Below are 22,988 nucleotides of genomic sequence, written 5' to 3'. Positions count from 1 at the left end.
GTACTGAGAATGAATTCCGGTTATCAGAATCATGAGGAGCTTCCCGTGGGGGAGGAAGAGAACGAGGCAGGCATGCCGCTGTCTGAAGCAGACGGAGAATTGAAGGCCCCCTACATCCCTCCCCGTCCCAAGCGCCGTCCGCACAAACGTAAATTTATAGCCGGCCTGCTTGCTGCAGTGCTTCCCGGCACGGGACATCTCTATCTCGGGCTGCTCCGCAAAGGGATTTCTGTCATTTTCCTAATTGTGCTGGATATTGTGGCACTGCTGTATTTCTCATCTATCGGGATGCAAATTAATGTACCGCTGCTGATTTTACTGGGGCTGCTGATCCCGGTGTTATACTTCTATAATGTGTTTGACGCGCTCCAGACTGCAGACCGGATTCTGCGTTTTCCTGAAGACCATGATCATGAAGAGCTGGAGACCATGAGTGCAAGTACAACCTCAAGACGCCGGGTAAGGATCAGCGAGCCCGGGATTTCCTTTGGCCTCCTGCTGCTTATCGGCGGGGCACTGCTTTTTCTTTTCCAGCAAAAGCCGCCTTGGCTTCGGGGATTCATTGAGACCTCTGCCGGTGCTGCCGCCTCCGTGGTGCTAATTGGCCTTGGCCTGCTTATGGGAATCAGAGAGATGGCCAGGGACTCCATAGCGCGTAAGGACAAGGAGCGGAAGAAGCGGCGGATCGGCAGATATACGGCCTCAGTAACGCTGGCTGCTGTCGGAATCCTGCTTCTCCTGGACTGGCGCGATGGAACGGATTATATGATGCTGCTGCTCAAATGGTGGCCAATCATTCCGGTATTATGGGGAGTAGAGTATCTGCTGATCTATATTCTTTTCCGCCGGTTGAAGCAGAACGGTGCTGCCGGAAGAGCGAGGATGGATCTGCGGGGATTGTTCTCTGCGGTAATACTGGCTGCATGTGTGTTTATCGTAACCGAGCAGGAGCACTATCTGCATTTGTGGAACAAAGTGAGTCTTAACCTGACCGTGGCGGCAGTCGATTACGGGGAAGCGGAAGGAAGCTCTTATCAGAAGGCTCCGCTGATGGTTCCGGTCGAACTGAACACCTCCAAGGTCAATATTGACGCTATTAATGGAGACATTCTCATTCACCGGGCGGCTGTGGAGGATATCGAGATTACGGCAACCGTATGGGTGGACCAGTTGGACGGGGTACTGGCTGAATCCATAGCCGACCAGTCTTTTGTCGAGGTGACAGAGGGAACAACGATCAAGATTACACCCCAGAGTAAAGCTTATGGTGAATCCGGCAAACGCCAGCCGCGGATCAACCTCGATATCTCCTTGCCGGAAGACCGGCGGTTCGACCTGAACGTCCGTACGATGAATGGCGGAATTACTCTGCAGAATGTGGAAGCCATTGCCGACATCTCGCTGGAGACCGGGAACGGGGAGCTGATCCTGCACCGCATTTACGGCAATGTAAAAGGTAAAACCTTGAACGGAGCGGTGCGCGCCAGAGATGTCCTGGGCAATGTGGAGCTGGGGACAAGCGGAGGCGATATGGGGGCCTGGGACGTCAGAGGCTCTCTGAAGCTGTCAACGGCGGTTGGCAATATTACGGCATATGACAGCGGGGAAGCGCTGGATTTGTCCACGAAGAACGGCAATGTGGAGGTATCCGGAGCAAGAGCCAAGCTGCATGCTGAATCCCTGAACGGCCGGATCAGCATCCGCTCCGGGGACTTCGGGGGAGACTGGGATATTTACAGTGCAGTGGGGGATATTGAACTGTTCCTGCCGCTGACGGGTAATTATACGGTGGAGGGCTCCAGCGGCTACGGGGATATTGTAACAGACCTGCCAGGACTCGTGATTGACAAAAAAGTGCTTTCCGGCCAGATCGGAACCGGCGAATTCAAGCTGCGCGTAGACGGAAACAGCAATTTAAATGTGAGCAAATATTGAAATAAGGAATTTTTATTATATAATAATAAATATAATGTAATGACTTCATTGACAACGCTAAAAGCAGAGACATACAATTACATTAGAATTATTATTAAGTTGTATAATCAAAGGCGGTGGCATGGATGGGTAGTGGCGTACAGCATGCATTGGAGCAACTCAAGACAACCGGTGTCCGTATTACGCCTCAGCGTCATGCGATTCTAACGTATCTGATGGAAGCGATGAATCATCCTACGGCAGACGACATCTACCGGGCGCTTGAGCCTCAGTTTCCGAGCATGAGTGTGGCAACTGTGTATAACAATCTTAAGATGTTCATGGAAGCAGGTATGGTCCGTGAGCTGACCTACGGTGATAATTCCAGCCGTTTCGACGCCAATGTATCTGATCATTATCATGTTATCTGCCAGGAATGCGGTAAGATTGAGGATTTCAGCTATTCCACTCTTCATGAGGTAGAGCTGCAGGCCGAACAGGCCACAGGCTTCAAGATTCATGGATTGCGTATGGAGTTGTACGGTGTGTGCAAAGGCTGCGGCGAGAAGCAGCACTGAATGGAATAATACCTATAAGCGTGTAGAGTCCGAATACGGATTCTGCACGCTTTTTTGATTAAAGAAATAATGAAGCTGTTACAAAAATACAAACCTTCCAAGAGATTCGCGCAACCAAGCACGCCTGCATGGCGTATACTTAACAGAAGTATTGCCTGCTTTTAAAATTCAACGAATGGTTTGGAGGACCTATTTTGGACAGAAGACAGAGACAAAGACGCGTCACGAAGCGTGGAAGTCTTACTCGCCGCTTATTGGGACTTGTCATCATAGCCGCCGCAGCCTTTTGGGTTGTTTATTATGTACTGCCTAACCGCCAGCATCTGGACCCGGACTGGAAGGGGCTGGATAAGCCGATTTTTGTGAAGGGACAGCTTACCGGCTATTCAGCATCGGGTACGGGGGACGGACTGCTTTTACCGCTGCCTTTTTTGCAGGAATATGTAGATCCTTCTATCCGTTATGAAAAAGAGAGCAAATCAGTTATCCTCTCAACGGACAGCAGTCTGTTGTACATGCAGGAGGAATCCAAGGACGCAGCTCTGAACAATGAACCTCTGCAGCTTCGCCTTGCTCCCGAGGTTAAAGATAAAGTGACCTATCTTCCGGCAGATACACTGGAGAATCTGTACGGCTTCGAGATCGAAGAGGATACGAATACCGGTGCGGTGCTGCTAATGACTGCGGGAGAATCGGTGCCGCTTGGCAAGGTGAAGGGTAAAGAAGGCGGGAAAACGAAAGCCCTGCGCAGTGAACCTTCGGTGCATGCACCGATTTTTGCCGATATGAATCCTGGCGATGTTGTACGGATCTGGAATACGGATACTAGGGACTGGGTATACGCTCAGCTTGATAATGGTTATTCGGGCTACGCCCAGGCAGATGATATTACTGAAGACGGTACCCGAACTGTAGAGAAAAAGCCCGAGACACCTACACGTGCGCAGCGCAGCTGGAAGGACAAGCCGGTTAACATGTTCTGGGAAGCCGTGTACGAACGCAAGCCGAATCCGGCCAAATTCGCAGCCTTGCCTGGAATTAACGTGGTTAGCCCCACCTGGTTCAGCATTATTGATGTGAAGGGGAATGTGCGCAGCCAGGCGGACCGCTCTTATGTGGATTGGGCGCATAATCAAGGGATGGAGGTATGGGGGCTGCTGAGCAACAGCTTTGAACCCGATTTGACTACTGAAGCCTTATCCACGTATGACAATCGGATGAATGCCATTGTGCAGATGCTTAAGTATGCAGACCTGTATAACTTAGACGGGATTAATATCGACTTCGAGAATGTGTATACCAAGGATGGACCAAACGTAACCCAATTCATGCGGGAACTGAAGCCAATGGCCCAGAGCCGGAATCTGATTGTCTCTATTGATGTGACGCCGAAGTCTAAGAGCGAGATGTGGTCCCTGTTCCTCGACCGCCCGGCGCTTGCCGCCGTATCCGACTTCCTGGTTGTAATGGCCTACGACGAGCACTGGGCAGCCAGTCCGGTTGCAGGATCAGTAGCCTCTCTACCATGGGTTAAGACCTCTATGAACCGGATTATCGAGGAGGATAAGGTGCCGTCAGAGAAACTGATTCTGGGAGTGCCGCTCTATACGCGGATCTGGACGGAAACCACCGAGAAGGGCAAGACCAAAGTAAGCTCCAAGGCCGTCAGCATGAATGCGGTCAAGGAAATTATCGCCGAGAAGAAGCTGACACCGGTTTTCGATAAGGAAGCCGGACAGAATTACGTAGAGTATAAGGAAGATGATGTTCTCCGCAAAATCTGGATCGAGGACAGCACCTCGCTCACAGCCAGGGTAGAGCTGGCCCAATCCTTGAAGCTGGGCGGTGTGGCAGCCTGGAACCGGAGCTTCGCCAGTCCGGAGGCATGGGAAGCATTGAAGGGAATTATTAAATAAGATGATTCCATTATAAAAAGGTGTTGTCCTACAGTGGACAACACCTTTTTTGGCAGACAATACTATTCTTACATTACCTTGTCTCTTAATAAATGCATAATATCAGTAAGAACTGCATGGAGAGGATTAGTGTTTCAGTTGCTGGGTTTCAAGCTCTTCGGCAGTAATGGTTGCTTGTGCAGCGTCCATGGTGAGGATGGTATGGCAGAACATACAGCGGTCAGTTTTGCCCAGCATTTTGGTCAGCTTATGGCACTCTGGACATTCCACCTGAACCGCACTGGTTGAGAGCATACCCGCCCAGAAATAAATAGCCAGACTGGCCATCATAGAGACGAGTCCAATGACAAGACCGACAGCAGCGACGACTTTTCCGGCAGATCCCCAGAATACAATGCCTGCGGTTCCCATGATCATGAGACCCATGCCCAGCATGGTCAGAAGCAGTCCCCAGGTGCGAAAAGCATTGATTTTAGCCGATTTAAATTTCATGAGTATGATCTCCTAACTGAAATATAGTTCGGTTGTTCAGGAGGAACTGGCATGAATATGTAGAATAAGCTTATGTATAGAGATTATAACTGACGGACGCAAAATCGCCAAATTTGATGGAGGGAAGTATGGAACTGTCCAATTTGACCCTATTAAGCGGGGAGACATTTGAGGAGAATGTTCTGGGAGCCGTTGCTTGGCGGCAAAGAGGGGATGCCACGTTTCAGAGTGCGCTGTTGCACGATTTTGATATGGTGGTTCTTCTGCTGCACGAAGAACAGGAGACGGAACGCATCATAACCCATAGCATTGCCGGTGATAAGCGGACGCAATCGGTGCATGTAGGTCTATCTGCATTGGAACGTGCTGTAATGGCCGGGGATAACAACGAGCTTCTTAGCAGCCTGATATCCGGAGAGGTACTCTGGGACCCGAAAGGGATCTTGGCAGAGATGCGCAAGCAGCTCACTCAGTTTGAGGGCCCGCTCAAAGAACGGGTGCTGTTTATGGAATTCGCCCGTTTTTTACATATGTATATTAAGTCCAAGCGTTACATTGAAGCAGGCTGTACCATGGATGCCTATAATTGCGTACTCATTGCCTTGTATCATTGGGCGCGCATTGAAGTGAGTGAAGCGGGGTATTTCCCGGAACCGGCAGTATGGGGACAGGTGAAAAGTCTGAACTCACCGGTCCATAAGCTATATGAAGAATTGACTATCAGCACAGAGACGCTGGACCAGAGAATCGAGCTTATCCTGCTTGCCTGTGAATTTGCCCTCATGTCAAAAATGGAGGATTGCTGTACCATGCTGCTTCATATCCTGGGCAGTCGCAAGGAGGCGTGGAGTATTAAGGAGCTTCTGCAGCATTCGGGGCTCAGCCCGCTCCAGGCAGAATTGCCGCTTGTGCTTCGCAAGCTGGTTTCCCGTTCATTAATTCGGGAGATCGCCTCCTGGGCAGTTGAAGCTGGAGACGGTCATGCCATTCGTTATACCCTTTAAATTCACAAATCGCCTACTGGCGGTAACAGCTTTATATAGATAGCATTAGCGGGAGAATGGAGAGAGTAAATGTACTCTCTTTTTTTATTTGTCCAGGTTTGCAGAAGAGCTGGAACGGAACAGAATATTTAGGGTTGACTAGGGTGTAGTTCTTATGATAAATTATAACTCGTCCCTCTGACATAACGATGCGCAGCAATGCAGTCGTAAATCAGCCGAAAAAAGAAAATTAAAAAAAGGTTGACTAAAACGAGGGCGCTGTGATATATTATAAAGGTCGCTGCTGAGACAAAAAACAGCGACGAAAGATGAACTTGATCTTTGAAAACTGAACAACGAGTGAGTATCGGAGATCGCTTCGGCGAGATCCAAATTAGAGAATGTAAATTCTCGTCAGATGTTTCAAAATGAGCAATCGCTCTTTCTAAATACCAATTTGGAGAGTTTGATCCTGGCTCAGGACGAACGCTGGCGGCGTGCCTAATACATGCAAGTCGAGCGGAGTCTGAAAGGAAGCTTGCTTCCTTTCAGACTTAGCGGCGGACGGGTGAGTAACACGTAGGCAACCTGCCCTCAAGCCTGGGATAACTACCGGAAACGGTAGCTAATACCGGATAATTTCTTTTTTCTCCTGAGGAGAGAATGAAAGGCGGAGCAATCTGCTGCTTGGGGATGGGCCTGCGGCGCATTAGCTAGTTGGTGGGGTAATGGCCCACCAAGGCGACGATGCGTAGCCGACCTGAGAGGGTGAACGGCCACACTGGGACTGAGACACGGCCCAGACTCCTACGGGAGGCAGCAGTAGGGAATCTTCCGCAATGGGCGCAAGCCTGACGGAGCAACGCCGCGTGAGTGATGAAGGTTTTCGGATCGTAAAGCTCTGTTGCCAGGGAAGAACGTCCGGTAGAGTAACTGCTACCGGAGTGACGGTACCTGAGAAGAAAGCCCCGGCTAACTACGTGCCAGCAGCCGCGGTAATACGTAGGGGGCAAGCGTTGTCCGGAATTATTGGGCGTAAAGCGCGCGCAGGCGGTTATTTAAGTCTGGTGTTTAAACCTTGGGCTCAACCTGAGGTCGCACTGGAAACTGGGTGACTTGAGTACAGAAGAGGAAAGTGGAATTCCACGTGTAGCGGTGAAATGCGTAGATATGTGGAGGAACACCAGTGGCGAAGGCGACTTTCTGGGCTGTAACTGACGCTGAGGCGCGAAAGCGTGGGGAGCAAACAGGATTAGATACCCTGGTAGTCCACGCCGTAAACGATGAGTGCTAGGTGTTAGGGGTTTCGATACCCTTGGTGCCGAAGTTAACACAGTAAGCACTCCGCCTGGGGAGTACGGTCGCAAGACTGAAACTCAAAGGAATTGACGGGGACCCGCACAAGCAGTGGAGTATGTGGTTTAATTCGAAGCAACGCGAAGAACCTTACCAGGTCTTGACATCCAACTAACGAAGCAGAGATGCATCAGGTGCCCTTCGGGGAAAGTTGAGACAGGTGGTGCATGGTTGTCGTCAGCTCGTGTCGTGAGATGTTGGGTTAAGTCCCGCAACGAGCGCAACCCTTGACTTTAGTTGCCAGCAGGTTAAGCTGGGCACTCTAGAGTGACTGCCGGTGACAAACCGGAGGAAGGTGGGGATGACGTCAAATCATCATGCCCCTTATGACCTGGGCTACACACGTACTACAATGGCCGGTACAACGGGAAGCGAAGCCGCGAGGTGGAGCCAATCCCAGCAAAGCCGGTCTCAGTTCGGATTGCAGGCTGCAACTCGCCTGCATGAAGTCGGAATTGCTAGTAATCGCGGATCAGCATGCCGCGGTGAATACGTTCCCGGGTCTTGTACACACCGCCCGTCACACCACGAGAGTTTACAACACCCGAAGTCGGTGGGGTAACCCGCAAGGGAGCCAGCCGCCGAAGGTGGGGTAGATGATTGGGGTGAAGTCGTAACAAGGTAGCCGTATCGGAAGGTGCGGCTGGATCACCTCCTTTCTATGGAGAATCGTCTTCTGCAATGAAGACATTCAAATCGGAAGCTTGCTTCCACCAATCAGGTTTAGGCCTGTTACTCACTCGTTGGTCAGTTTTGAGAGTTTAAGCTCTCATCTTTACCTTGATCCTTGAAAACTGGATACCGAAACGAATTTGCGTTTTAGAACATCTTTTAGCTGAAACTTGTGTAAGCAAGTTGAAATAGTTATTAGTTGCTACAAAGTGAAGGTTTTTGATTGTGCAAACAAGCAAAACACCGGAACGTTGGTTAAGCTACTAAGAGCACACGGAGGATGCCTAGGCGCCAGGAGCCGACGAAGGACGTGGCGAACAACGAAACTGCCTCGGGGAGCTGTAAGCAAGCTTTGATCCGGGGGTGTCCGAATGGGGAAACCCAGCTGTGGTAATTCGCAGTTACTCGTATCTGAATACATAGGATACGCAGAGGCAGACCAGGGGAACTGAAACATCTAAGTACCCTGAGGAAGAGAAAACAATAGTGATTCCGTCAGTAGCGGCGAGCGAACGCGGAACAGCCTAAACCAAGGGGCTTGCCTCTTGGGGTTGTGGGACGTCTCACATGGAGTTACAAAGGAATATGGTAGGCGAAGAGGTCTGGAAAGGCCCGCGATAGAGGTAAAAGCCCTGTAGCCTAAACTGTGTTCTCTCCGAGACGGATCCCGAGTAGTGCGGGGCACGTGAAACCCCGTATGAATCCAGCAGGACCATCTGCTAAGGCTAAATACTACCTGGCGACCGATAGTGAAACAGTACCGTGAGGGAAAGGTGAAAAGCACCCCGGAAGGGGAGTGAAATAGAACCTGAAACCGTGTGCTTACAAAAAGTCAGAGCCCTCTTTATGGGTGATGGCGTGCCTTTTGTAGAATGAACCGGCGAGTTACGTTTAACATGCAAGGTTAAGGTGAGAAGCCGGAGCCGCAGCGAAAGCGAGTCTGAATAGGGCGACTGAGTATGTGGACGTAGACCCGAAACCGTGTGATCTACCCCTGTCCAGGGTGAAGGTGCGGTAACACGCACTGGAGGCCCGAACCCACGCATGTTGAAAAATGCGGGGATGAGGTGGGGGTAGCGGAGAAATTCCAATCGAACTCGGAGATAGCTGGTTCTCCCCGAAATAGCTTTAGGGCTAGCCTCGGTGAATGGAGTGGTGGAGGTAGAGCACTGATTGGGTGCGGGGCCCGCAAGGGTTACCAAGCTCAGTCAAACTCCGAATGCCATTAACTTCTTGCCGGGAGTCAGACAGTGAGTGCTAAGATCCATTGTCAAAAGGGAAACAGCCCAGACCATCAGCTAAGGTCCCCAAGTGTGTGTTAAGTGGGAAAGGATGTGGAGTTGCACAGACAACCAGGATGTTGGCTTAGAAGCAGCCACCATTGAAAGAGTGCGTAATAGCTCACTGGTCGAGTGACTCTGCGCCGAAAATGTAACGGGGCTAAACACACCACCGAAGCTATGGCTAGATGCTTTGCATCTGGGGTAGGGGAGCGTTGTATGTGGGTTGAAGGTGTACCGTAAGGAGCGCTGGACAGCATACAAGTGAGAATGCCGGTATGAGTAACGAAAAGATCAGTGAGAATCTGATCCGCCGAAAGCCCAAGGTTTCCTGAGGAAGGCTCGTCCGCTCAGGGTAAGTCGGGACCTAAGGCGAGGCCGAAAGGCGTAGTCGAAGGACAACAGTTTGAAATTACTGTACCACCGTAATCCGCTATGAGCGATGGGGTGACGCAGGAGGGTAGTGACGCGGACTGATGGATGTCCGTCTAAGCAGTGAGGCTGGTGTGTAGGCAAATCCGCACACTATTAAGGCCAGGCTGTGATGGGGAGCGAAAATTATAGTAGCGAAGGTCATGATCTCACACTGCCAAGAAAAGCCTCTAGTCAGGAGAAGGTGCCCGTACCGCAAACCGACACAGGTAGGCGAGAAGAGAATTCTAAGGCGCGCGGAAGAACTCTCGTTAAGGAACTCGGCAAAATGACCTCGTAACTTCGGGAGAAGAGGTGCCTCGGTAGGGTGAATAGCCCGAGGGGGCCGCAGTGAAAAGGCCCAAGCGACTGTTTAGCAAAAACACAGGTCTGTGCGAAGCCGTAAGGCGAAGTATACGGGCTGACGCCTGCCCGGTGCTGGAAGGTTAAGGGGAGTGGTTAGGGGTTAAACCCGAAGCTGTGAACCGAAGCCCCAGTAAACGGCGGCCGTAACTATAACGGTCCTAAGGTAGCGAAATTCCTTGTCAGGTAAATTCTGACCCGCACGAATGGCGTAACGACTTGGGCGCTGTCTCAACGAGAGATCCGGTGAAATTTTAATACCTGTGAAGATGCAGGTTACCCGCGACAAGACGGAAAGACCCCATGGAGCTTTACTGCAGCTTGATATTGAATTTGGGTACGATCTGTACAGGATAGGTGGGAGCCGTTGAGGCAGGAGCGCAAGCTTCTGCGGAGGCGCCGTTGGGATACCACCCTGATCGTATCTAGGTTCTAACCTAGTGCCCTTATCGGGTACGGGGACCGTGTCAGGCGGGCAGTTTGACTGGGGCGGTCGCCTCCTAAAGAGTAACGGAGGCGTTCAAAGGTTCCCTCAGAATGGTTGGAAATCATTCGCAGAGTGCAAAGGCATAAGGGAGCTTGACTGCGAGACCTACAAGTCGAGCAGGGACGAAAGTCGGACTTAGTGATCCGGTGGTACCGCATGGAAGGGCCATCGCTCAACGGATAAAAGCTACCCTGGGGATAACAGGCTTATCTCCCCCAAGAGTCCACATCGACGGGGAGGTTTGGCACCTCGATGTCGGCTCATCGCATCCTGGGGCTGAAGTAGGTCCCAAGGGTTGGGCTGTTCGCCCATTAAAGCGGTACGCGAGCTGGGTTCAGAACGTCGTGAGACAGTTCGGTCCCTATCTGTCGTGGGCGCAGGAAATTTGAGAGGAGCTGTCCTTAGTACGAGAGGACCGGGATGGACGTACCGCTGGTGCATCAGTTGTTCCGCCAGGAGCATGGCTGAGTAGCTACGTACGGACGGGATAAGCGCTGAAAGCATCTAAGCGTGAAGCCCCCCTCAAGATGAGATTTCCCAGTATGTAAGACCCCTTGAAGACGACGAGGTAGATAGGTTGGAGGTGGAAGTGCAGCAATGCATGGAGCTGACCAATACTAATCGGTCGAGGGCTTATCCAAATTTCTAACACGCAGATTCGTTTCGGATTCAGTTTTCAGGCGATCAAGCCTGATATGTATATTCCCTGATAGCTCAGTTGGTAGAGCACTCGACTGTTAATCGAGTTGTCACAGGTTCGAGTCCTGTTCGGGGAGCCATATGGAGAGGTGTCCGAGTTTGGCCGAAGGAGCACGATTGGAAATCGTGTAGGCGCCACAAGCGTCTCGAGGGTTCGAATCCCTCTCTCTCCGTAGCAATACTTTTTACACAGCATGGCTCGTTGGTCAAGGGGTTAAGACACCTCCCTTTCACGGAGGTAACATGGGTTCGAATCCCATACGAGTCACCAATTTTTTGGAACTGATACATGGAGGCTTAGCTCAGCTGGGAGAGCATCTGCCTTACAAGCAGAGGGTCGGGGGTTCGAACCCCTCAGCCTCCACCATCTATCTTTAACCGAATAGATTTTGTTCAATGACGCGGGGTGGAGCAGCCCGGTAGCTCGTCGGGCTCATAACCCGAAGGCCGCAGGTTCAAATCCTGCCCCCGCAACCAATTTGGAACCGTGGTGTAGTTGGCCTAACATGCCTGCCTGTCACGCAGGAGATCGCGGGTTCGAATCCCGTCGGTTCCGCCATTTTTACCAAATTATTTATATGGCTCGGTAGCTCAGTCGGTAGAGCAAAGGACTGAAAATCCTTGTGTCGGGGGTTCGATTCCCTCCCGCGCCACCATATACAACTTAATATGCCGGTGTAGCTCAATTGGTAGAGCAACTGACTTGTAATCAGTAGGTTGGGGGTTCAAGTCCTCTCGCCGGCACCATCCGTGGAGGCTTAGCGAAGTGGCCAAACGCATCAGACTGTAAATCTGCTCACGTACGTGTTCGGTGGTTCGAATCCATCAGCCTCCACCATTTTTAGGGGCATAGTTTAAAGGTAGAACAACGGTCTCCAAAACCGTTGGTGTGGGTTCAATTCCTGCTGCCCCTGCCAAGTAATTTCATATAAAAGAATCATATGGCGACCGTGGCGAAGGGGTTAACGCACCGGATTGTGGTTCCGGCATTCGTGGGTTCGAGACCCATCGGTCGCCCCATTTCTTTTATAAGAATTACATAGCAGTACAACTTAAAAGCTTCACATGGCGACCGTGGCGAAGGGGTTAACGCACCGGATTGTGGTTCCGGCATTCGTGGGTTCGAGACCCATCGGTCGCCCCATTTTCTTTTAAACAATATATTGGGGATTAGCCAAGCGGTAAGGCAACGGACTTTGACTCCGTCATTCATAGGTTCGATTCCTATATCCCCAGCCATTATATGCGGACGTGGCTCAGCGGTAGAGCATCGCCTTGCCAAGGCGAGGGTCGCGGGTTCGATTCCCGTCGTCCGCTCCATTTCATGTGGTGCCATAGCCAAGTGGTAAGGCAAAGCTCTGCAAAAGCTTTATCCCCAGTTCAAATCTGGGTGGCACCTCCATTATTTTTTTGGAAATTATATATGTATACGCCGGCGTGGCGGAATGGCAGACGCGCTCGACTCAAAATCGAGTGGGAAACCGTGGAGGTTCGAGTCCTCTCGCCGGTATAATAATAAAAAGGATCTTACATCTACTTAGGAGTAGATGTAAGATCCTTTTTATTATTAGTGCTCTTATGACTGTAGAGAATCAATTAGAAATGCTTTTGTTGAAAAATTGGGTAAAAAAGAAGCACATTCCTGGCTTACATACTATCCCAAGGGGAGGATGGTGATGTCAAGAGGCTTTGGTTAGTTCTTCAGCCATTACCAGCCATTATACGTTGAGGTGACTCGGTAAGTAGAGCATCACCAAGACGGGCTCGACTTAAAATTGAGCGGAAAGTCGTGGAGGTTCGAGTTCTCTGGCCAGTATTTTAAAAAGGGTTATTATGAATAAATGGTTTTGTGTTATATTATAGGTAAAACCTGTATGCAAAAATTGCAACTAAGTAAGAGGGACTGATTCATGGTAAAATTAAGTGTACTTGGAAATAAGATGGTGATACAGAAAGTTATTATGGGATTTTCACTGTTCTCAATGTTTACAACGCTTCTCCATAAGTATTCAGGAGATGAGCAAATCATTCTGTTCCTCACTGTAGTTATTTTTCTTTTTTTTGTGAATGATTTCACTAGAGAAAGGTATCAGAAGCATACCAGCATGATGTGGATTGTATCCTTTATTTTCAGTAATGTATTGGCAGGATTCTTACTCTTTAAAATTTACTGTATTGGTACTCAGATTTACATTATTATATTACTGGTCGAAATCATTGTAAGCACACATAAAATTCCTATATATATTTTGGGGTTACATTTTACTATTTTTGCTGCTTCGCTGATAGCTGATCATACCACTCTCAGAGATATTTTATCATCTTATTTAATCATCATATCTATTGTCTACCTGTTTCGAAACGGAGTGCTTGAGAAGTCTAGAACTCAAGAGCTAAATCAGGAATTGCAGCTGGCAAATAATAAACTTCACGAATACTCTCATAAGATACAGGAGCTGACGATTTCAAAAGAAAGAACAAGGATTGCCCAAGAGCTCCATGACTCCCTGGGACATTATCTTGTCGCCTTAAATATGAACCTTGAATATGCTAGTACAGTCGTTAACATAGAGCCTGATAAAGCAAGATCGGCTATTAATAAAGCCCATCAGCTCTCTAAAGAATGTATTGTTGATCTTCGGAAAACTGTAGTTCTTCTAAGCGAGGAGCGACTATCCAAAGAACTTGAACAATCCCTTAGTGAGATGTTCAACAACTTTACCGGCACAGACAAGATTCAATTCGAACTGGATATGGATCAAGAAATAGAATATACAGATTCGGATATCAAGAATTGTATATATAAAACTGTTCAGGAGTCCATAACTAATGGCATCAAACATGGGAAGGCCACACGTTTCTCAATTGCCATTTACAAATATTCCGATCATATCTCCTTGCTTATTCATAATAATGGAACTGGCAGTAAGGAGATCATTAAATCTAAAGGGATTCAAGGGATTGAGGAGAGAATTTTAGCCTTGGGAGGGAGTGTTTTTTTTCATTCGAATAACTCTTCAGGATTTAACGTTGAGGCCAGTATTCCCAGAATTGCTGACGATTTTGAGGTTAACAAGGAGGAACATTCATGGTGAATATTATTATAGTGGATGATCAGCAAATTGTCCGGGAAGGCTTGAAGATGATTCTTAGTCTGAATAATGAAATCAGTGTAATCGGTGAAGCTTCTAATGGGGAAGAGGCACTGGAGCTTCTAACCTATAGCTCTCCCGAAGTAATTCTCATGGACATCAGAATGCCTGTAATGAATGGAATTGAAGCAACCAAATTGGTCAAAGCTAAATATCCTGATATTAAGGTGATTATTCTAACCACCTTTAACGACAATGAGTATATATTTGCAGGCCTTAAAAATGGAGCTGACGGATATATATTGAAGGATTCAGGTGCCCAGGAAATTATTTCGTCCATTAAGACCGCCTGTGAAGGAAACATCCTTTTAAATCCGAAGATTACACGGGAGGTAGTGAACGCTCTGAACTCAGCACAGAATACAGGAACAGAAATTATACGGAATGAGCAAATTCTTCAGTTACTTACACCACGTGAGCTTGAGGTCGCCAAATGCATTATGGAAGGCAAAAGCAATAAAGAGATCAGCACTAACCTGTTTATTACTGAAGGTACTGTTAAAAACTATGTCTCGCGAATGCTGGAGAAGCTTGAGCTTAAAAACAGAACAGAATTAACACTTTGTCTGCAAAAATCACTGTAATCCCGGTATGTGCGCAGACTGAGGTTTCAGTTAAGCCGTCCTTATCGTAATCCGTCTATCTCAGACGGATTACGATAAGAACGGCTTATTTATTTTTGCCTCCTGTATGACTAAAGTAATCAACATAACTGGTTACTAAAGTAATACTCGGATTGAGTACTATAGTGAATATTTATAAGTGGATGCGGGGGGTACAATGAGAACAGATCAGAAATGAACGAGAGGTGCTTCGCAAATGCTTGAATTAATTAATTTGACCAAAACCTACAATAACGTCAATGTGGTTAACAATATTTCGCTAAGTGTGAAGCGTGGTGAAATTTTTGGCCTATTAGGTCCTAACGGAGCAGGAAAATCAACGACTGTCTCTATGATCAGCACAGTGCTAACACCCAGCGGCGGAAGTATTATCATCGATAATAAATCACTTAAGGATCATCCTATTGAGATCAAGAGAATCATGGGGATCGTACCGCAGGATCTGGCTTTGTACCAAGCTTTAAGTGCCAAGGAGAATCTGGAGTTCTTCGGGAGTCTATACGGACTTGGCGGAAAAAAGTTAAGAAGCAGGACGGATGAGGTTCTAGAGATTATAGGGCTGCAAGACAAAAGAAGCCAGGATGTGGCTGAGTTCTCCGGAGGGATGAAACGCCGGGTCAATATTGGAGTGGCACTTATGAACAATCCCAAGCTATTGATACTTGATGAACCTACAGTAGGTATCGATCCTCAATCCCGAAATCATATTCTGGAGACAGTAAAAAGACTGAATCAGGAAAGAGAAATGACTGTGATCTATACGAGTCATTACATGGAAGAAGTAGAGTACTTATGCAGAAATGTTGCCATCATCGACCACGGATCTTTGATTGCTCAAGGAACGAAAGAAGAATTAAAGCATGGCTTGGCTGCTTGTGACACACTAACGGTGAATTTTAGCGAAGCGAGTAAGGAAGCGCTTGAACAGCTAAAACGGATCTCCGGAATATCTAAGGTGGATATAACAGGTAATCAAATCAGGATGCTGGTTTCAACCAGCGACAAGAATGTGATTGAAATTGTTGATGAAATTAAGAATACGGGAATAAAGCTTACCAGCTTCAAATATGAGGAAGTTAACCTGGAGAGTATCTTTCTGCAGATCACAGGAAAGGATTTAAGGGGGTAATGGGGGTGATCAAATGAAAAAGCTACTGCGTTTATTCCTGCTGGATCTGCGGCTGCTGACTAAGAATAAAACATTTTATCTCAAGCTTATTCTGTTTCCATCAATCTTGATACTCATCCTGGGAACTGTGTTTAGTGATTCGAGCTCTCAAATTAAAGCATTTCATGTAGCCTTTTATAATGCTGATAAGGGTGCTTCGGTTGATAATCAGATCATAACATTAGGAAATGTCTTAAGAGATACATTATTGAAACAAGAAGAACTGAAGCGAATCGTGAATTTACAAGAAACAGCTAGTTACGCGGAAGGCAAGCAATTACTCCAAGACGGTAAAGCGGCAGTATTAGTATATGTACCGGAAACCTTCACTAAGGCTGCTATTCATAATGAAAAAGCAGATCTTGTACTAATAGGTGATCATGATAAGCCTCTGGAAAAAGAGATTGTTTCCACAATTCTGGATCGATTCAATGCAAGTATCAGAACTACGGATGTTGAACAAAGAACGATTCTTCAAGCCATATCCAGTAAAGGCAATATTCCTAAAGATCACATACAAAAGGCTCTCAGTCAGATTGGCGGCAGCCCTGGGCTCAGTCTAAAGATACCTGTGACTCCAACTAATGATAAAGCTGTTCCCATAGATGCTATGCAGTATTACTCCATTGCCATGGTAGTAATGTTCTCTATAATGACGGCTTTTGTGCTGGTTCACAGTATTGTGGACGAGAAACAAAATCATACGCTATTTAGAATCAAATCCACACCCACATTGAATATACAGTATGTGCTTGGTAAGTTGTTTGGAATTATTTTATCGGTTGTTATTCAAATGACTATTGTCATCATTATTAGCCGGTTAGTATTCCAGATGAAATGGGGGAATCCTCTTGTTCTTCTTGTAATAACTGTTGTTTATGCTTTTGCCATTGGCAGCATCATTCTGTTATGGGGATTTACTGCGAAAGACCATGTGACAGTTTCCAGTCTAGCTTCGCCGGTGCTTTATATTTTTAGTTTCTTGGGTGGGAGTTTTATCACCAAAAGCGGGTTACCGGATAGTCTGCGTGTTATTCAGACGATCATCCCTAATGGTAAAGCGATTAATTCCTATCTAAAAGTATGCCAAGGGGTGGGCCTCAGAGGTATTTATATCGATTTGCTTGAGCTTCTGGGCATAGGGCTGATATTTGTGTTCTTTAACATTATGGTATACAGCGGAAAAGGGTGGAATCAACGTGCAATTTATAGTCATGGTAAAAAACCAGCTGAAACTGATGTTGCGAAATAGAATTGCAATATTTGCAACCATCGCAGTTCCTTTAATCCTGACCTTCTTGTTTTCCTTCTCTCAAGGAAGCGGCCAGGTTAGCTTATACGTAGCTGATGCAGATCAAAGCTTATACTCCAATCAGCTCATGGATATGATTCAACAGCACCAGGTTAAGATTGTACATTCCGATGAAACGACGATAAAAAAAAAGGTGGATGATCAGGACATTCCTTTTGGATTGGTCATCCATCAGGGGTTTGACACCCGTCTGTCTTCAGGGAAGGAACTGCCTATGTATTTCGTTCAAAACTATGAGAACGGGGATGGCATGATTCTGGAGGAGATCATAACAGGTGAAGTAAGTACCCTCCAGAAGGTCATTCACGATACCCAGATGGTTTCTAAGGAACTGAATATAGAGGATTCGGGAATGAATACTAGTATATTTGCGGAGCTTCATAAGGACTCTAATCTGACGGTTGATGATCAAACAATAAGCAGTGGTGAGAAGACTCATGATAAGGCTACGGCCAGATTAATCGGGTTTCTGGTTATGTTCATCTGGTTTGTTGTTGTTCAGGGATTAAGAACCTTGATTGATGAAAAAGAGAATAATACGCTGAGCAGGCTGTTAAGCACTCCAGTAAATTATAAGAAATATTTGCTGGCAAAAATGATGTCAACCTATCTGTTTGGGGCGGTTCATATCTTCGTTATTCTGGCGGCTGGCAAGTATTTGCTTAAGATTAGTATTGCAGACCATGCACTTGCAGTTGGAGTTCTGTTCGCTGCTTATTTATTTGCCCTGACCAGTGTGACGATGATTGTTATCCCGTTTATGAAGAATCAGAAACAGTTTACCTCTTCGGCTTCTATTCTCATAGCTGTAACCGGAATGCTTGGCGGCTCCTTCTTTTCAATGGAAATGGCCCCTCAATTCATGCGGACTCTTTCGAAGCTCACTCCAGAGTCCTGGGCAATCGAATCCTTATCAGATGTCATTTTTGGCCATCAGACAGTGACTTCAGAGTGGGTTCCGTTGGTTGTATTTGCAGTGATCGGGGCTGTTGGATTGGCAGCGGGGTTCTTGTTAACGGGTAGAGAGCTTAAGGCTATGAGGAGCTAATAGCAATTCAAAAACTAATTCAGGAAGTGATTAAGATGGGCACAATGGAATTAATCGGGATCGTGGAGCTCATAATCGGAATTCTAATTAACGTATTTATTGGGACATTAGGCCAGGCGATATTTAGAAAAGACGACAGGACCTCAAGAGTTATTTTGCGAGTCATCGGGGTCTTCCTTATCATCAATGGCGTTTCAAGAGCTTTTCATGTCTAAGAAATTATTGTTTTGTTTGCCATATGCCGGAGGATCGGGTTCGCTCTATTATAAATGGAGCAGTCTTCTGAGCGATTCCGTTCAACTCTGTCCCATCGAGTTGAAAGGAAGAGGCCGAAGGATCAATGAATTTTTTTATGAAGATATCAATGAAGCTGTTAACGATATCTATTATCAGTTAGCAGAGAAGATTGAACACCATGACTATGCTGTTTTTGGACATAGTATGGGAAGCCGTCTGGCCTATAAGTTATATCATAAAGTTGACCGAATGAATAACAGAAAGCCCACGCATATCTTTTTCTCGGGCTACGGCGCTCCAAACTTCTCTAACCGTAAAGATATGATTCACCGGTTACCCGATCCAATGTTTATTCAGCGAATTATAGAAATGGGGGGGACCCCGGAGGAATTTGCAACCAATAAGGATCTGCAGAAGCTGTGTCTTCCGGTATTAAGAAATGATTTTAGAATTCTGGAGAAGGATACGGTTCTGGAAAGTGAACAGAGGCTTGATTGCAACATTTCTATATTATCAGGGAACAGAGATACCTTAAGCTGTGAAGCGTTAGAAGGGTGGAGACAATTTACAGATAAGCAATGCAAGCTGTATATGTTTGAAGGAAATCATTTTTTTATCAACCATCATGCTGCTGAGATTACAGCTATTATTAATGAGACTCTAAGAGAAAAGGAGCCTGTTAAGCTTTGATACTCCCAAAAGTTAGTTCTCTTCAGGTGTTCCTGATTATAGAACTGACAAATAAGCTCTCAGGGGGGACACAGAATGAGAAAAGAGGAGTATCTTGCTATTCAAGAGATGAAGCAAAAAGGGATGAGAGTCAGTCAAATTGCCCAATTATTGGGCAGAGACCGCAAAACAATCAGTAGATGGTTAGAAAGCAAGCCACCTGAGGACCACCCTTCGTTCAGTATGCCTAAACTGGCTCCATATAAAGATTATATCTATCAGCGTATGAATGACGGATGTTTAAATTCGGTTACCCTGTTAAGGGAAATCCGGCATTTGGGATATCAAGGTGAATCCACCTTGTTAAGGGAATACATGAGGCCTTTACGTTCTCAATTCAACGCTGGGTCTAATGACACTAGGACATACAGAGAAGTGTTGCCTGGCGAGGAAGCAAGGGTAGACTGGGGTGAGATGACTGTCAAGCTGCAGGGCATAAAAACAAAATTACATGTTTTTGTCATGACATTGGAGTATTCACGGATGGTCTATGCAGAATTTATAGAAAATCAAAAGCTCGAAACTCTGTTAAGCTGCCAACTCCGTGCCATGGAGTATTTCGGAGGCATTACCAGGCAGGTGATCTATGAGAATCTGCGGAGTATCTCAAGCGGTCTGGACAGCCAGGGTAGGGTGATCTGGGACCGGCGTGTAATTCAATTTGCAGAGCACTACCATTTCACGATAGAATTTCTGGGCTCCGGCTTCAAGCATGGTCATGGGGAACGGGGAATAAGATTCCTGAAACACAATTTCCGTCTATATGATTTTAATTTCATGGATTTGAGTGAGGTAAATGAAAAGGTGCAGGGCTGGATGAATTATATTGCCAATCAAATTCAGGTCAACGCCACTGCTAAGAATGCCATGGAATGTTTAGCACTGGAGGAGCTTCAGCCGATCAATAGGGAGTTTTTCAAGCTTACTGATTATTATTCCAGGAAAGTCTCCGGCCACTGCCTAATTTCTTATGAAACAAATCATTATTCCGTTCCATCCGATTTTGCTGGCCAGGAGGTATATATCCTTGAGCACAATGGGGCTATCCATGTCTTTCACGGGAAGCAAGAGATAGCGGTTCATCAAAAGGCGGTTGGAAAACACCAGATTTTCCGCAAAGAGCAGCACAGGAAAAAAACATACTAGGACCTCCCCTTTCCCTTTTTTCGTTTTGGGATAAGGGGTAGTTCTTTTTGCAGTTTAACTTTGAGAAAGCTGTTTTAGGCATAATGGGGAAATTCAAATGATGGAAATGGGTAAAAAATTACTTCATTGACAAAAAAAGATTACAGGTATATCATTCTATTTGTTCAATATATTTACTGATTTTTTTTTATTAGACTGGCGAAATAAGTCGCATTATTGAGGAATATGGCGAATTTTATCTATTATCCTCTAAAAATAAAAGTTAAGGAAAAAGTTATTCTGAATTTAAAGGTGAAGGGGTTCAAGATGATGTCTGAATATTCGGAAAAGGGTAATTTGATCGAATCAGGAAATGTACCGGCGGAGTTCACCAGCACTTTTTTCCCAACTGATTATACTAGCCGTGAGAAGAGAGAGAGCCGAAAAGAACAAGTTATATTTACAGCATCGAAAGAATTATGCATAACATTGAACAGTGGTTCTTATGAATCCATACATTGCATACTGTCTGCAGCATTGATCCTGTTGTTGTATAAGTATACGGGAGAACGTGATATCGTCTTAGGGGCCTCCCGATTCAACAATGAGCTGGCACTGGTGAGCCGGATTAATGAAACAAGCACACTAAAGACTTTATTAACAGACGTTAACAAAATATATTATGAAGCTCTTGAAAATCAAAAAGACCAAAGTACTAAACAACATGGCTCTCTATATGACACGATGATTGTTCTCGAAGGATTCCAAGGGCAAATGAGTGCAGCAGCTTGTGATGCAGATATGCTGTTCACTTTTACCAAAAAAGATCAGATTCTTGAAGGAACCATTCAGTATAATGCGAACTTGTATAAATGCGATACAATCCTCAGAATATCCACTCATTTGTTAAAAGCACTGGAAGCAATATTGTGCTCTCCCGACACCGCAATATTGGATACGGACATCCTCACATTCAAGGAAAAGCAGCAACTGCTATATGAATTTAACGACCACACTGCAATATATTCCCAAGAAGCAACGTTCCAGGATTTATTCGAGCAGCAGGTAAAGAGAACACCATTAAATACAGCAGTGGCACAGGGAAATCTGACAATGACCTATCAGGCTCTGAATCAGCGGGCAAACCGTTTAGCAAGAACCTTACGGTTAATGGGGGTGAAGCGTGAATCCATTGTAGGTATAATGGCAGACAAGTCTATGGAAACAATCGTTGGTATCATGGGGATACTAAAAGCGGGAGGCGCCTTTGTACCGATAGATCCCGGTTATCCGGGAGAGAGAATACACTATATGCTGGAGGATAGCGGGGCAGAATTACTTCTAACAACGGAAAAAGTTAATGTTATATCAGACTATAATGGCCGTATTGTCAGGCTGGACGATGAATATTTGTATAATAATGATTCGTCCAATCTGGTAAGTATGAGCACCGCACAGGATATGGCTTATGTGATTTATACTTCAGGAACTACTGGAAGACCTAAAGGTGTAATGGTTAAACATTGCGGCATAAGTAATCTGAAGACTATATTTGAGAATGATTTAGGCATTTATGAAAAAGACAAAATTATTCAGTTTGCCAGTTTTTCATTCGATGCTTCGGTATGGGAGATGAGTATGGCCCTGCTAAACGGTGCTGAATTGCACCTTCTCTCCAACGAAATTATAGGCAGTTATTCTGATTTTACAGAGTATATCAGCCACAATCAGATCACCGTTATGACGCTGCCGCCGACGTATCTGATTCAATTAGACAGCAATCAAATAAACACTTTAAGATTACTGGTGACGGCTGGCTCTTCCATAAGCAGGGCGTTACTGGAACAATGGGCACCTAAGGTAAAGTATATTAATGCTTATGGGCCAACGGAATCTACGATCTGTTCTACAATGTGGGCCTGTAATATCCCGGAAGCTGAAATGGCAATTGAATTTCCAGTTGTGCCTATCGGCAAGCCTATTGCCAACCTGAAGGCATATATAGTAAATGGATATAATCAGCTTGTACCTATCGGCGTTGCCGGAGAGTTATGTGTCTCCGGAATTAGCCTGGCAAGAGGGTATCTGAATAAAGCGGAATTAACAGATGAAAAATTCGTAGAGAATATTTTTGAACCTGGAGCTACAATGTACAGAACCGGGGATCTTGTCCGCTGGCTGCCAGATGGAAATATAGAGTTCATCGGGAGAATAGATAGTCAGGTCAAAATAAGGGGCTACAGAATAGAGACCGCAGAAATTGAATATCAGTTGCTTAAGCAGGAGGGCATCAAAGAGGCAGTTGTGGTAGATAGAACCGATAAATGGGAAGAAAAATATCTGTGTGCTTATGTAACAGCAGACACGGAAGTGAAGCTCGCACAGGTAAGAGATGAGTTAGCCAAGGTGCTCCCGTCTTATATGATTCCGGGGTATATGATGC

The 22,988-nt window shown here is 46.2% G+C and carries 13 protein-coding genes, 16 tRNA genes, 2 rRNA genes and 1 pseudogene; 31 read left to right on the top strand and 1 reads right to left on the bottom strand.

The window, feature by feature from the left end; all coding sequences use genetic code 11:
• Positions 1 to 9 precede the first annotated feature (9 nt).
• From MKZ07_RS18535 to MKZ07_RS18525, 3 genes are all read left to right on the top strand, one after another.
• Positions 10 to 1,935: a DUF4097 family beta strand repeat-containing protein gene (locus MKZ07_RS18535; protein WP_235218465.1), complete on the top strand. Its 1,926-nt coding sequence runs from the start codon at positions 10 to 12 to the stop codon at positions 1,933 to 1,935.
• 125 nt (positions 1,936 to 2,060) lie between these two features.
• Positions 2,061 to 2,492: a Fur family transcriptional regulator gene (locus tag MKZ07_RS18530; protein ID WP_036696300.1), complete on the top strand. Its 432-nt coding sequence runs from the start codon at positions 2,061 to 2,063 to the stop codon at positions 2,490 to 2,492.
• A gap of 194 nt (positions 2,493 to 2,686) precedes the next feature.
• The gene (locus MKZ07_RS18525; protein ID WP_036696299.1) at positions 2,687 to 4,408 is read left to right on the top strand and encodes a glycosyl hydrolase family 18 protein; all 1,722 of its coding nucleotides are present in this window, start codon (positions 2,687 to 2,689) and stop codon (positions 4,406 to 4,408) included.
• A 126-nt stretch (positions 4,409 to 4,534) separates the two neighbouring features.
• Here the strand turns inward: MKZ07_RS18525 and MKZ07_RS18520 are convergent, their stop codons facing one another.
• The gene (locus tag MKZ07_RS18520) at positions 4,535 to 4,900 is read right to left on the bottom strand and encodes a DUF2614 family zinc ribbon-containing protein (protein ID WP_036696297.1); all 366 of its coding nucleotides are present in this window, start codon (positions 4,898 to 4,900) and stop codon (positions 4,535 to 4,537) included.
• 128 nt (positions 4,901 to 5,028) lie between these two features.
• Here MKZ07_RS18520 and MKZ07_RS18515 point away from each other — a divergent pair, with 128 nt between their 5' ends.
• The 28 genes and pseudogenes from MKZ07_RS18515 to MKZ07_RS33625 form a co-directional block, all read left to right on the top strand.
• A complete protein-coding gene (locus MKZ07_RS18515; protein ID WP_036696296.1) occupies positions 5,029 to 5,904 on the top strand; it encodes a nucleotidyltransferase-like protein in 876 nt (291 codons plus the stop codon).
• A gap of 433 nt (positions 5,905 to 6,337) precedes the next feature.
• A 16S ribosomal RNA gene (locus tag MKZ07_RS18510) occupies positions 6,338 to 7,898 on the top strand.
• A gap of 266 nt (positions 7,899 to 8,164) precedes the next feature.
• Positions 8,165 to 11,093, top strand: a 23S ribosomal RNA gene (locus MKZ07_RS18505).
• Together the 16S and 23S rRNA genes with 16 tRNA genes alongside form the textbook arrangement of a ribosomal RNA operon.
• A gap of 62 nt (positions 11,094 to 11,155) precedes the next feature.
• Positions 11,156 to 11,231: transfer RNA gene (locus tag MKZ07_RS18500), tRNA-Asn, on the top strand.
• A 3-nt stretch (positions 11,232 to 11,234) separates the two neighbouring features.
• Positions 11,235 to 11,324, top strand: a tRNA-Ser gene (locus MKZ07_RS18495).
• A gap of 23 nt (positions 11,325 to 11,347) precedes the next feature.
• Positions 11,348 to 11,422, top strand: a tRNA-Glu gene (locus MKZ07_RS18490).
• A 20-nt stretch (positions 11,423 to 11,442) separates the two neighbouring features.
• Positions 11,443 to 11,518 (top strand) — tRNA-Val (locus tag MKZ07_RS18485).
• A 33-nt stretch (positions 11,519 to 11,551) separates the two neighbouring features.
• Positions 11,552 to 11,628 (top strand) — tRNA-Met (locus tag MKZ07_RS18480).
• Positions 11,629 to 11,632: 4 nt separating this feature from the next.
• Positions 11,633 to 11,710: transfer RNA gene (locus MKZ07_RS18475), tRNA-Asp, on the top strand.
• Positions 11,711 to 11,731: 21 nt separating this feature from the next.
• Positions 11,732 to 11,807: transfer RNA gene (locus MKZ07_RS18470), tRNA-Phe, on the top strand.
• Positions 11,808 to 11,822: 15 nt separating this feature from the next.
• Positions 11,823 to 11,898, top strand: a tRNA-Thr gene (locus tag MKZ07_RS18465).
• A gap of 5 nt (positions 11,899 to 11,903) precedes the next feature.
• Positions 11,904 to 11,989: transfer RNA gene (locus tag MKZ07_RS18460), tRNA-Tyr, on the top strand.
• A gap of 5 nt (positions 11,990 to 11,994) precedes the next feature.
• Positions 11,995 to 12,068 (top strand) — tRNA-Trp (locus MKZ07_RS18455).
• A gap of 27 nt (positions 12,069 to 12,095) precedes the next feature.
• Positions 12,096 to 12,171: transfer RNA gene (locus MKZ07_RS18450), tRNA-His, on the top strand.
• 48 nt (positions 12,172 to 12,219) lie between these two features.
• Positions 12,220 to 12,295: transfer RNA gene (locus MKZ07_RS18445), tRNA-His, on the top strand.
• Positions 12,296 to 12,315: 20 nt separating this feature from the next.
• Positions 12,316 to 12,390 (top strand) — tRNA-Gln (locus MKZ07_RS18440).
• A gap of 6 nt (positions 12,391 to 12,396) precedes the next feature.
• Positions 12,397 to 12,471, top strand: a tRNA-Gly gene (locus MKZ07_RS18435).
• An 8-nt stretch (positions 12,472 to 12,479) separates the two neighbouring features.
• Positions 12,480 to 12,553: transfer RNA gene (locus tag MKZ07_RS18430), tRNA-Cys, on the top strand.
• A gap of 29 nt (positions 12,554 to 12,582) precedes the next feature.
• A tRNA-Leu gene (locus MKZ07_RS18425) sits at positions 12,583 to 12,661 on the top strand.
• 400 nt (positions 12,662 to 13,061) lie between these two features.
• A complete protein-coding gene (locus MKZ07_RS18420; protein ID WP_076161068.1) occupies positions 13,062 to 14,246 on the top strand; it encodes a sensor histidine kinase in 1,185 nt (394 codons plus the stop codon).
• On the top strand, positions 14,243 to 14,887 hold the full coding sequence (locus MKZ07_RS18415) for a response regulator transcription factor (RefSeq protein WP_179090519.1): 645 nt from the start codon (positions 14,243 to 14,245) through the stop codon (positions 14,885 to 14,887). Before MKZ07_RS18420 ends, MKZ07_RS18415 begins: the two co-directional genes overlap by 4 nt.
• 235 nt (positions 14,888 to 15,122) lie before the next feature.
• Complete coding sequence (locus MKZ07_RS18410; RefSeq protein ID WP_341027054.1) at positions 15,123 to 16,055, top strand: ABC transporter ATP-binding protein; 933 nt, start codon at positions 15,123 to 15,125, stop codon at positions 16,053 to 16,055.
• 13 nt (positions 16,056 to 16,068) lie between these two features.
• On the top strand, positions 16,069 to 17,346 hold the full coding sequence (locus tag MKZ07_RS18405; RefSeq protein ID WP_341027047.1) for an ABC transporter permease: 1,278 nt from the start codon (positions 16,069 to 16,071) through the stop codon (positions 17,344 to 17,346).
• On the top strand, positions 17,294 to 18,454 hold the full coding sequence (locus MKZ07_RS18400) for an ABC transporter permease (protein ID WP_341027044.1): 1,161 nt from the start codon (positions 17,294 to 17,296) through the stop codon (positions 18,452 to 18,454). The genes MKZ07_RS18405 and MKZ07_RS18400 overlap by 53 nt, the downstream gene beginning before the upstream one ends.
• A 35-nt stretch (positions 18,455 to 18,489) precedes the next feature.
• Positions 18,490 to 18,669, top strand: a complete 180-nt coding sequence (locus tag MKZ07_RS18395; protein ID WP_036700500.1) for a hypothetical protein — start codon at positions 18,490 to 18,492, stop codon at positions 18,667 to 18,669.
• The gene (locus tag MKZ07_RS18390; RefSeq protein ID WP_036700498.1) at positions 18,662 to 19,381 is read left to right on the top strand and encodes a thioesterase II family protein; all 720 of its coding nucleotides are present in this window, start codon (positions 18,662 to 18,664) and stop codon (positions 19,379 to 19,381) included. Before MKZ07_RS18395 ends, MKZ07_RS18390 begins: the two co-directional genes overlap by 8 nt.
• Before the next feature lie 75 nt (positions 19,382 to 19,456).
• Entirely contained in the window at positions 19,457 to 20,566 is a 1,110-nt protein-coding gene (istA, locus tag MKZ07_RS18385) for an IS21 family transposase (RefSeq protein ID WP_051494011.1), read from the top strand.
• Between the two features lie 225 nt (positions 20,567 to 20,791).
• A pseudogene (locus tag MKZ07_RS33625) lies at positions 20,792 to 22,984 on the top strand (non-ribosomal peptide synthetase); the annotation flags it as partial.
• Between the last annotated feature and the right edge of the window lie 4 nt (positions 22,985 to 22,988).

This window comes from Paenibacillus sp. FSL P4-0338, from assembly GCF_038002365.1.
GTDB lineage: Bacteria > Bacillota > Bacilli > Paenibacillales > Paenibacillaceae > Paenibacillus_AQ.
This window is presented reverse-complemented; position numbering and strand designations above follow the sequence as displayed.

What these genes read in the sequence shown, in the direction of transcription:
- MKZ07_RS18535 (WP_235218465.1), top strand. Translation starts at nt 10, where the DNA reads ATGAATTCCGGTTATCAGAATCATGAGGAGCTTCCCGTGGGGGAGGAA.
- MKZ07_RS18530 (WP_036696300.1), top strand. Translation starts at nt 2,061, where the DNA reads ATGGGTAGTGGCGTACAGCATGCATTGGAGCAACTCAAGACAACCGGT.
- MKZ07_RS18520 (WP_036696297.1), bottom strand. Translation starts at nt 4,900, where the DNA reads ATGAAATTTAAATCGGCTAAAATCAATGCTTTTCGCACCTGGGGACTG.
- MKZ07_RS18515 (WP_036696296.1), top strand. Translation starts at nt 5,029, where the DNA reads ATGGAACTGTCCAATTTGACCCTATTAAGCGGGGAGACATTTGAGGAG.
- MKZ07_RS18420 (WP_076161068.1), top strand. Translation starts at nt 13,062, where the DNA reads ATGGTAAAATTAAGTGTACTTGGAAATAAGATGGTGATACAGAAAGTT.
- MKZ07_RS18410 (WP_341027054.1), top strand. Translation starts at nt 15,123, where the DNA reads ATGCTTGAATTAATTAATTTGACCAAAACCTACAATAACGTCAATGTG.
- MKZ07_RS18405 (WP_341027047.1), top strand. Translation starts at nt 16,069, where the DNA reads ATGAAAAAGCTACTGCGTTTATTCCTGCTGGATCTGCGGCTGCTGACT.
- MKZ07_RS18395 (WP_036700500.1), top strand. Translation starts at nt 18,490, where the DNA reads ATGGGCACAATGGAATTAATCGGGATCGTGGAGCTCATAATCGGAATT.
- MKZ07_RS18390 (WP_036700498.1), top strand. Translation starts at nt 18,662, where the DNA reads ATGTCTAAGAAATTATTGTTTTGTTTGCCATATGCCGGAGGATCGGGT.
- istA (WP_051494011.1), top strand. Translation starts at nt 19,457, where the DNA reads ATGAGAAAAGAGGAGTATCTTGCTATTCAAGAGATGAAGCAAAAAGGG.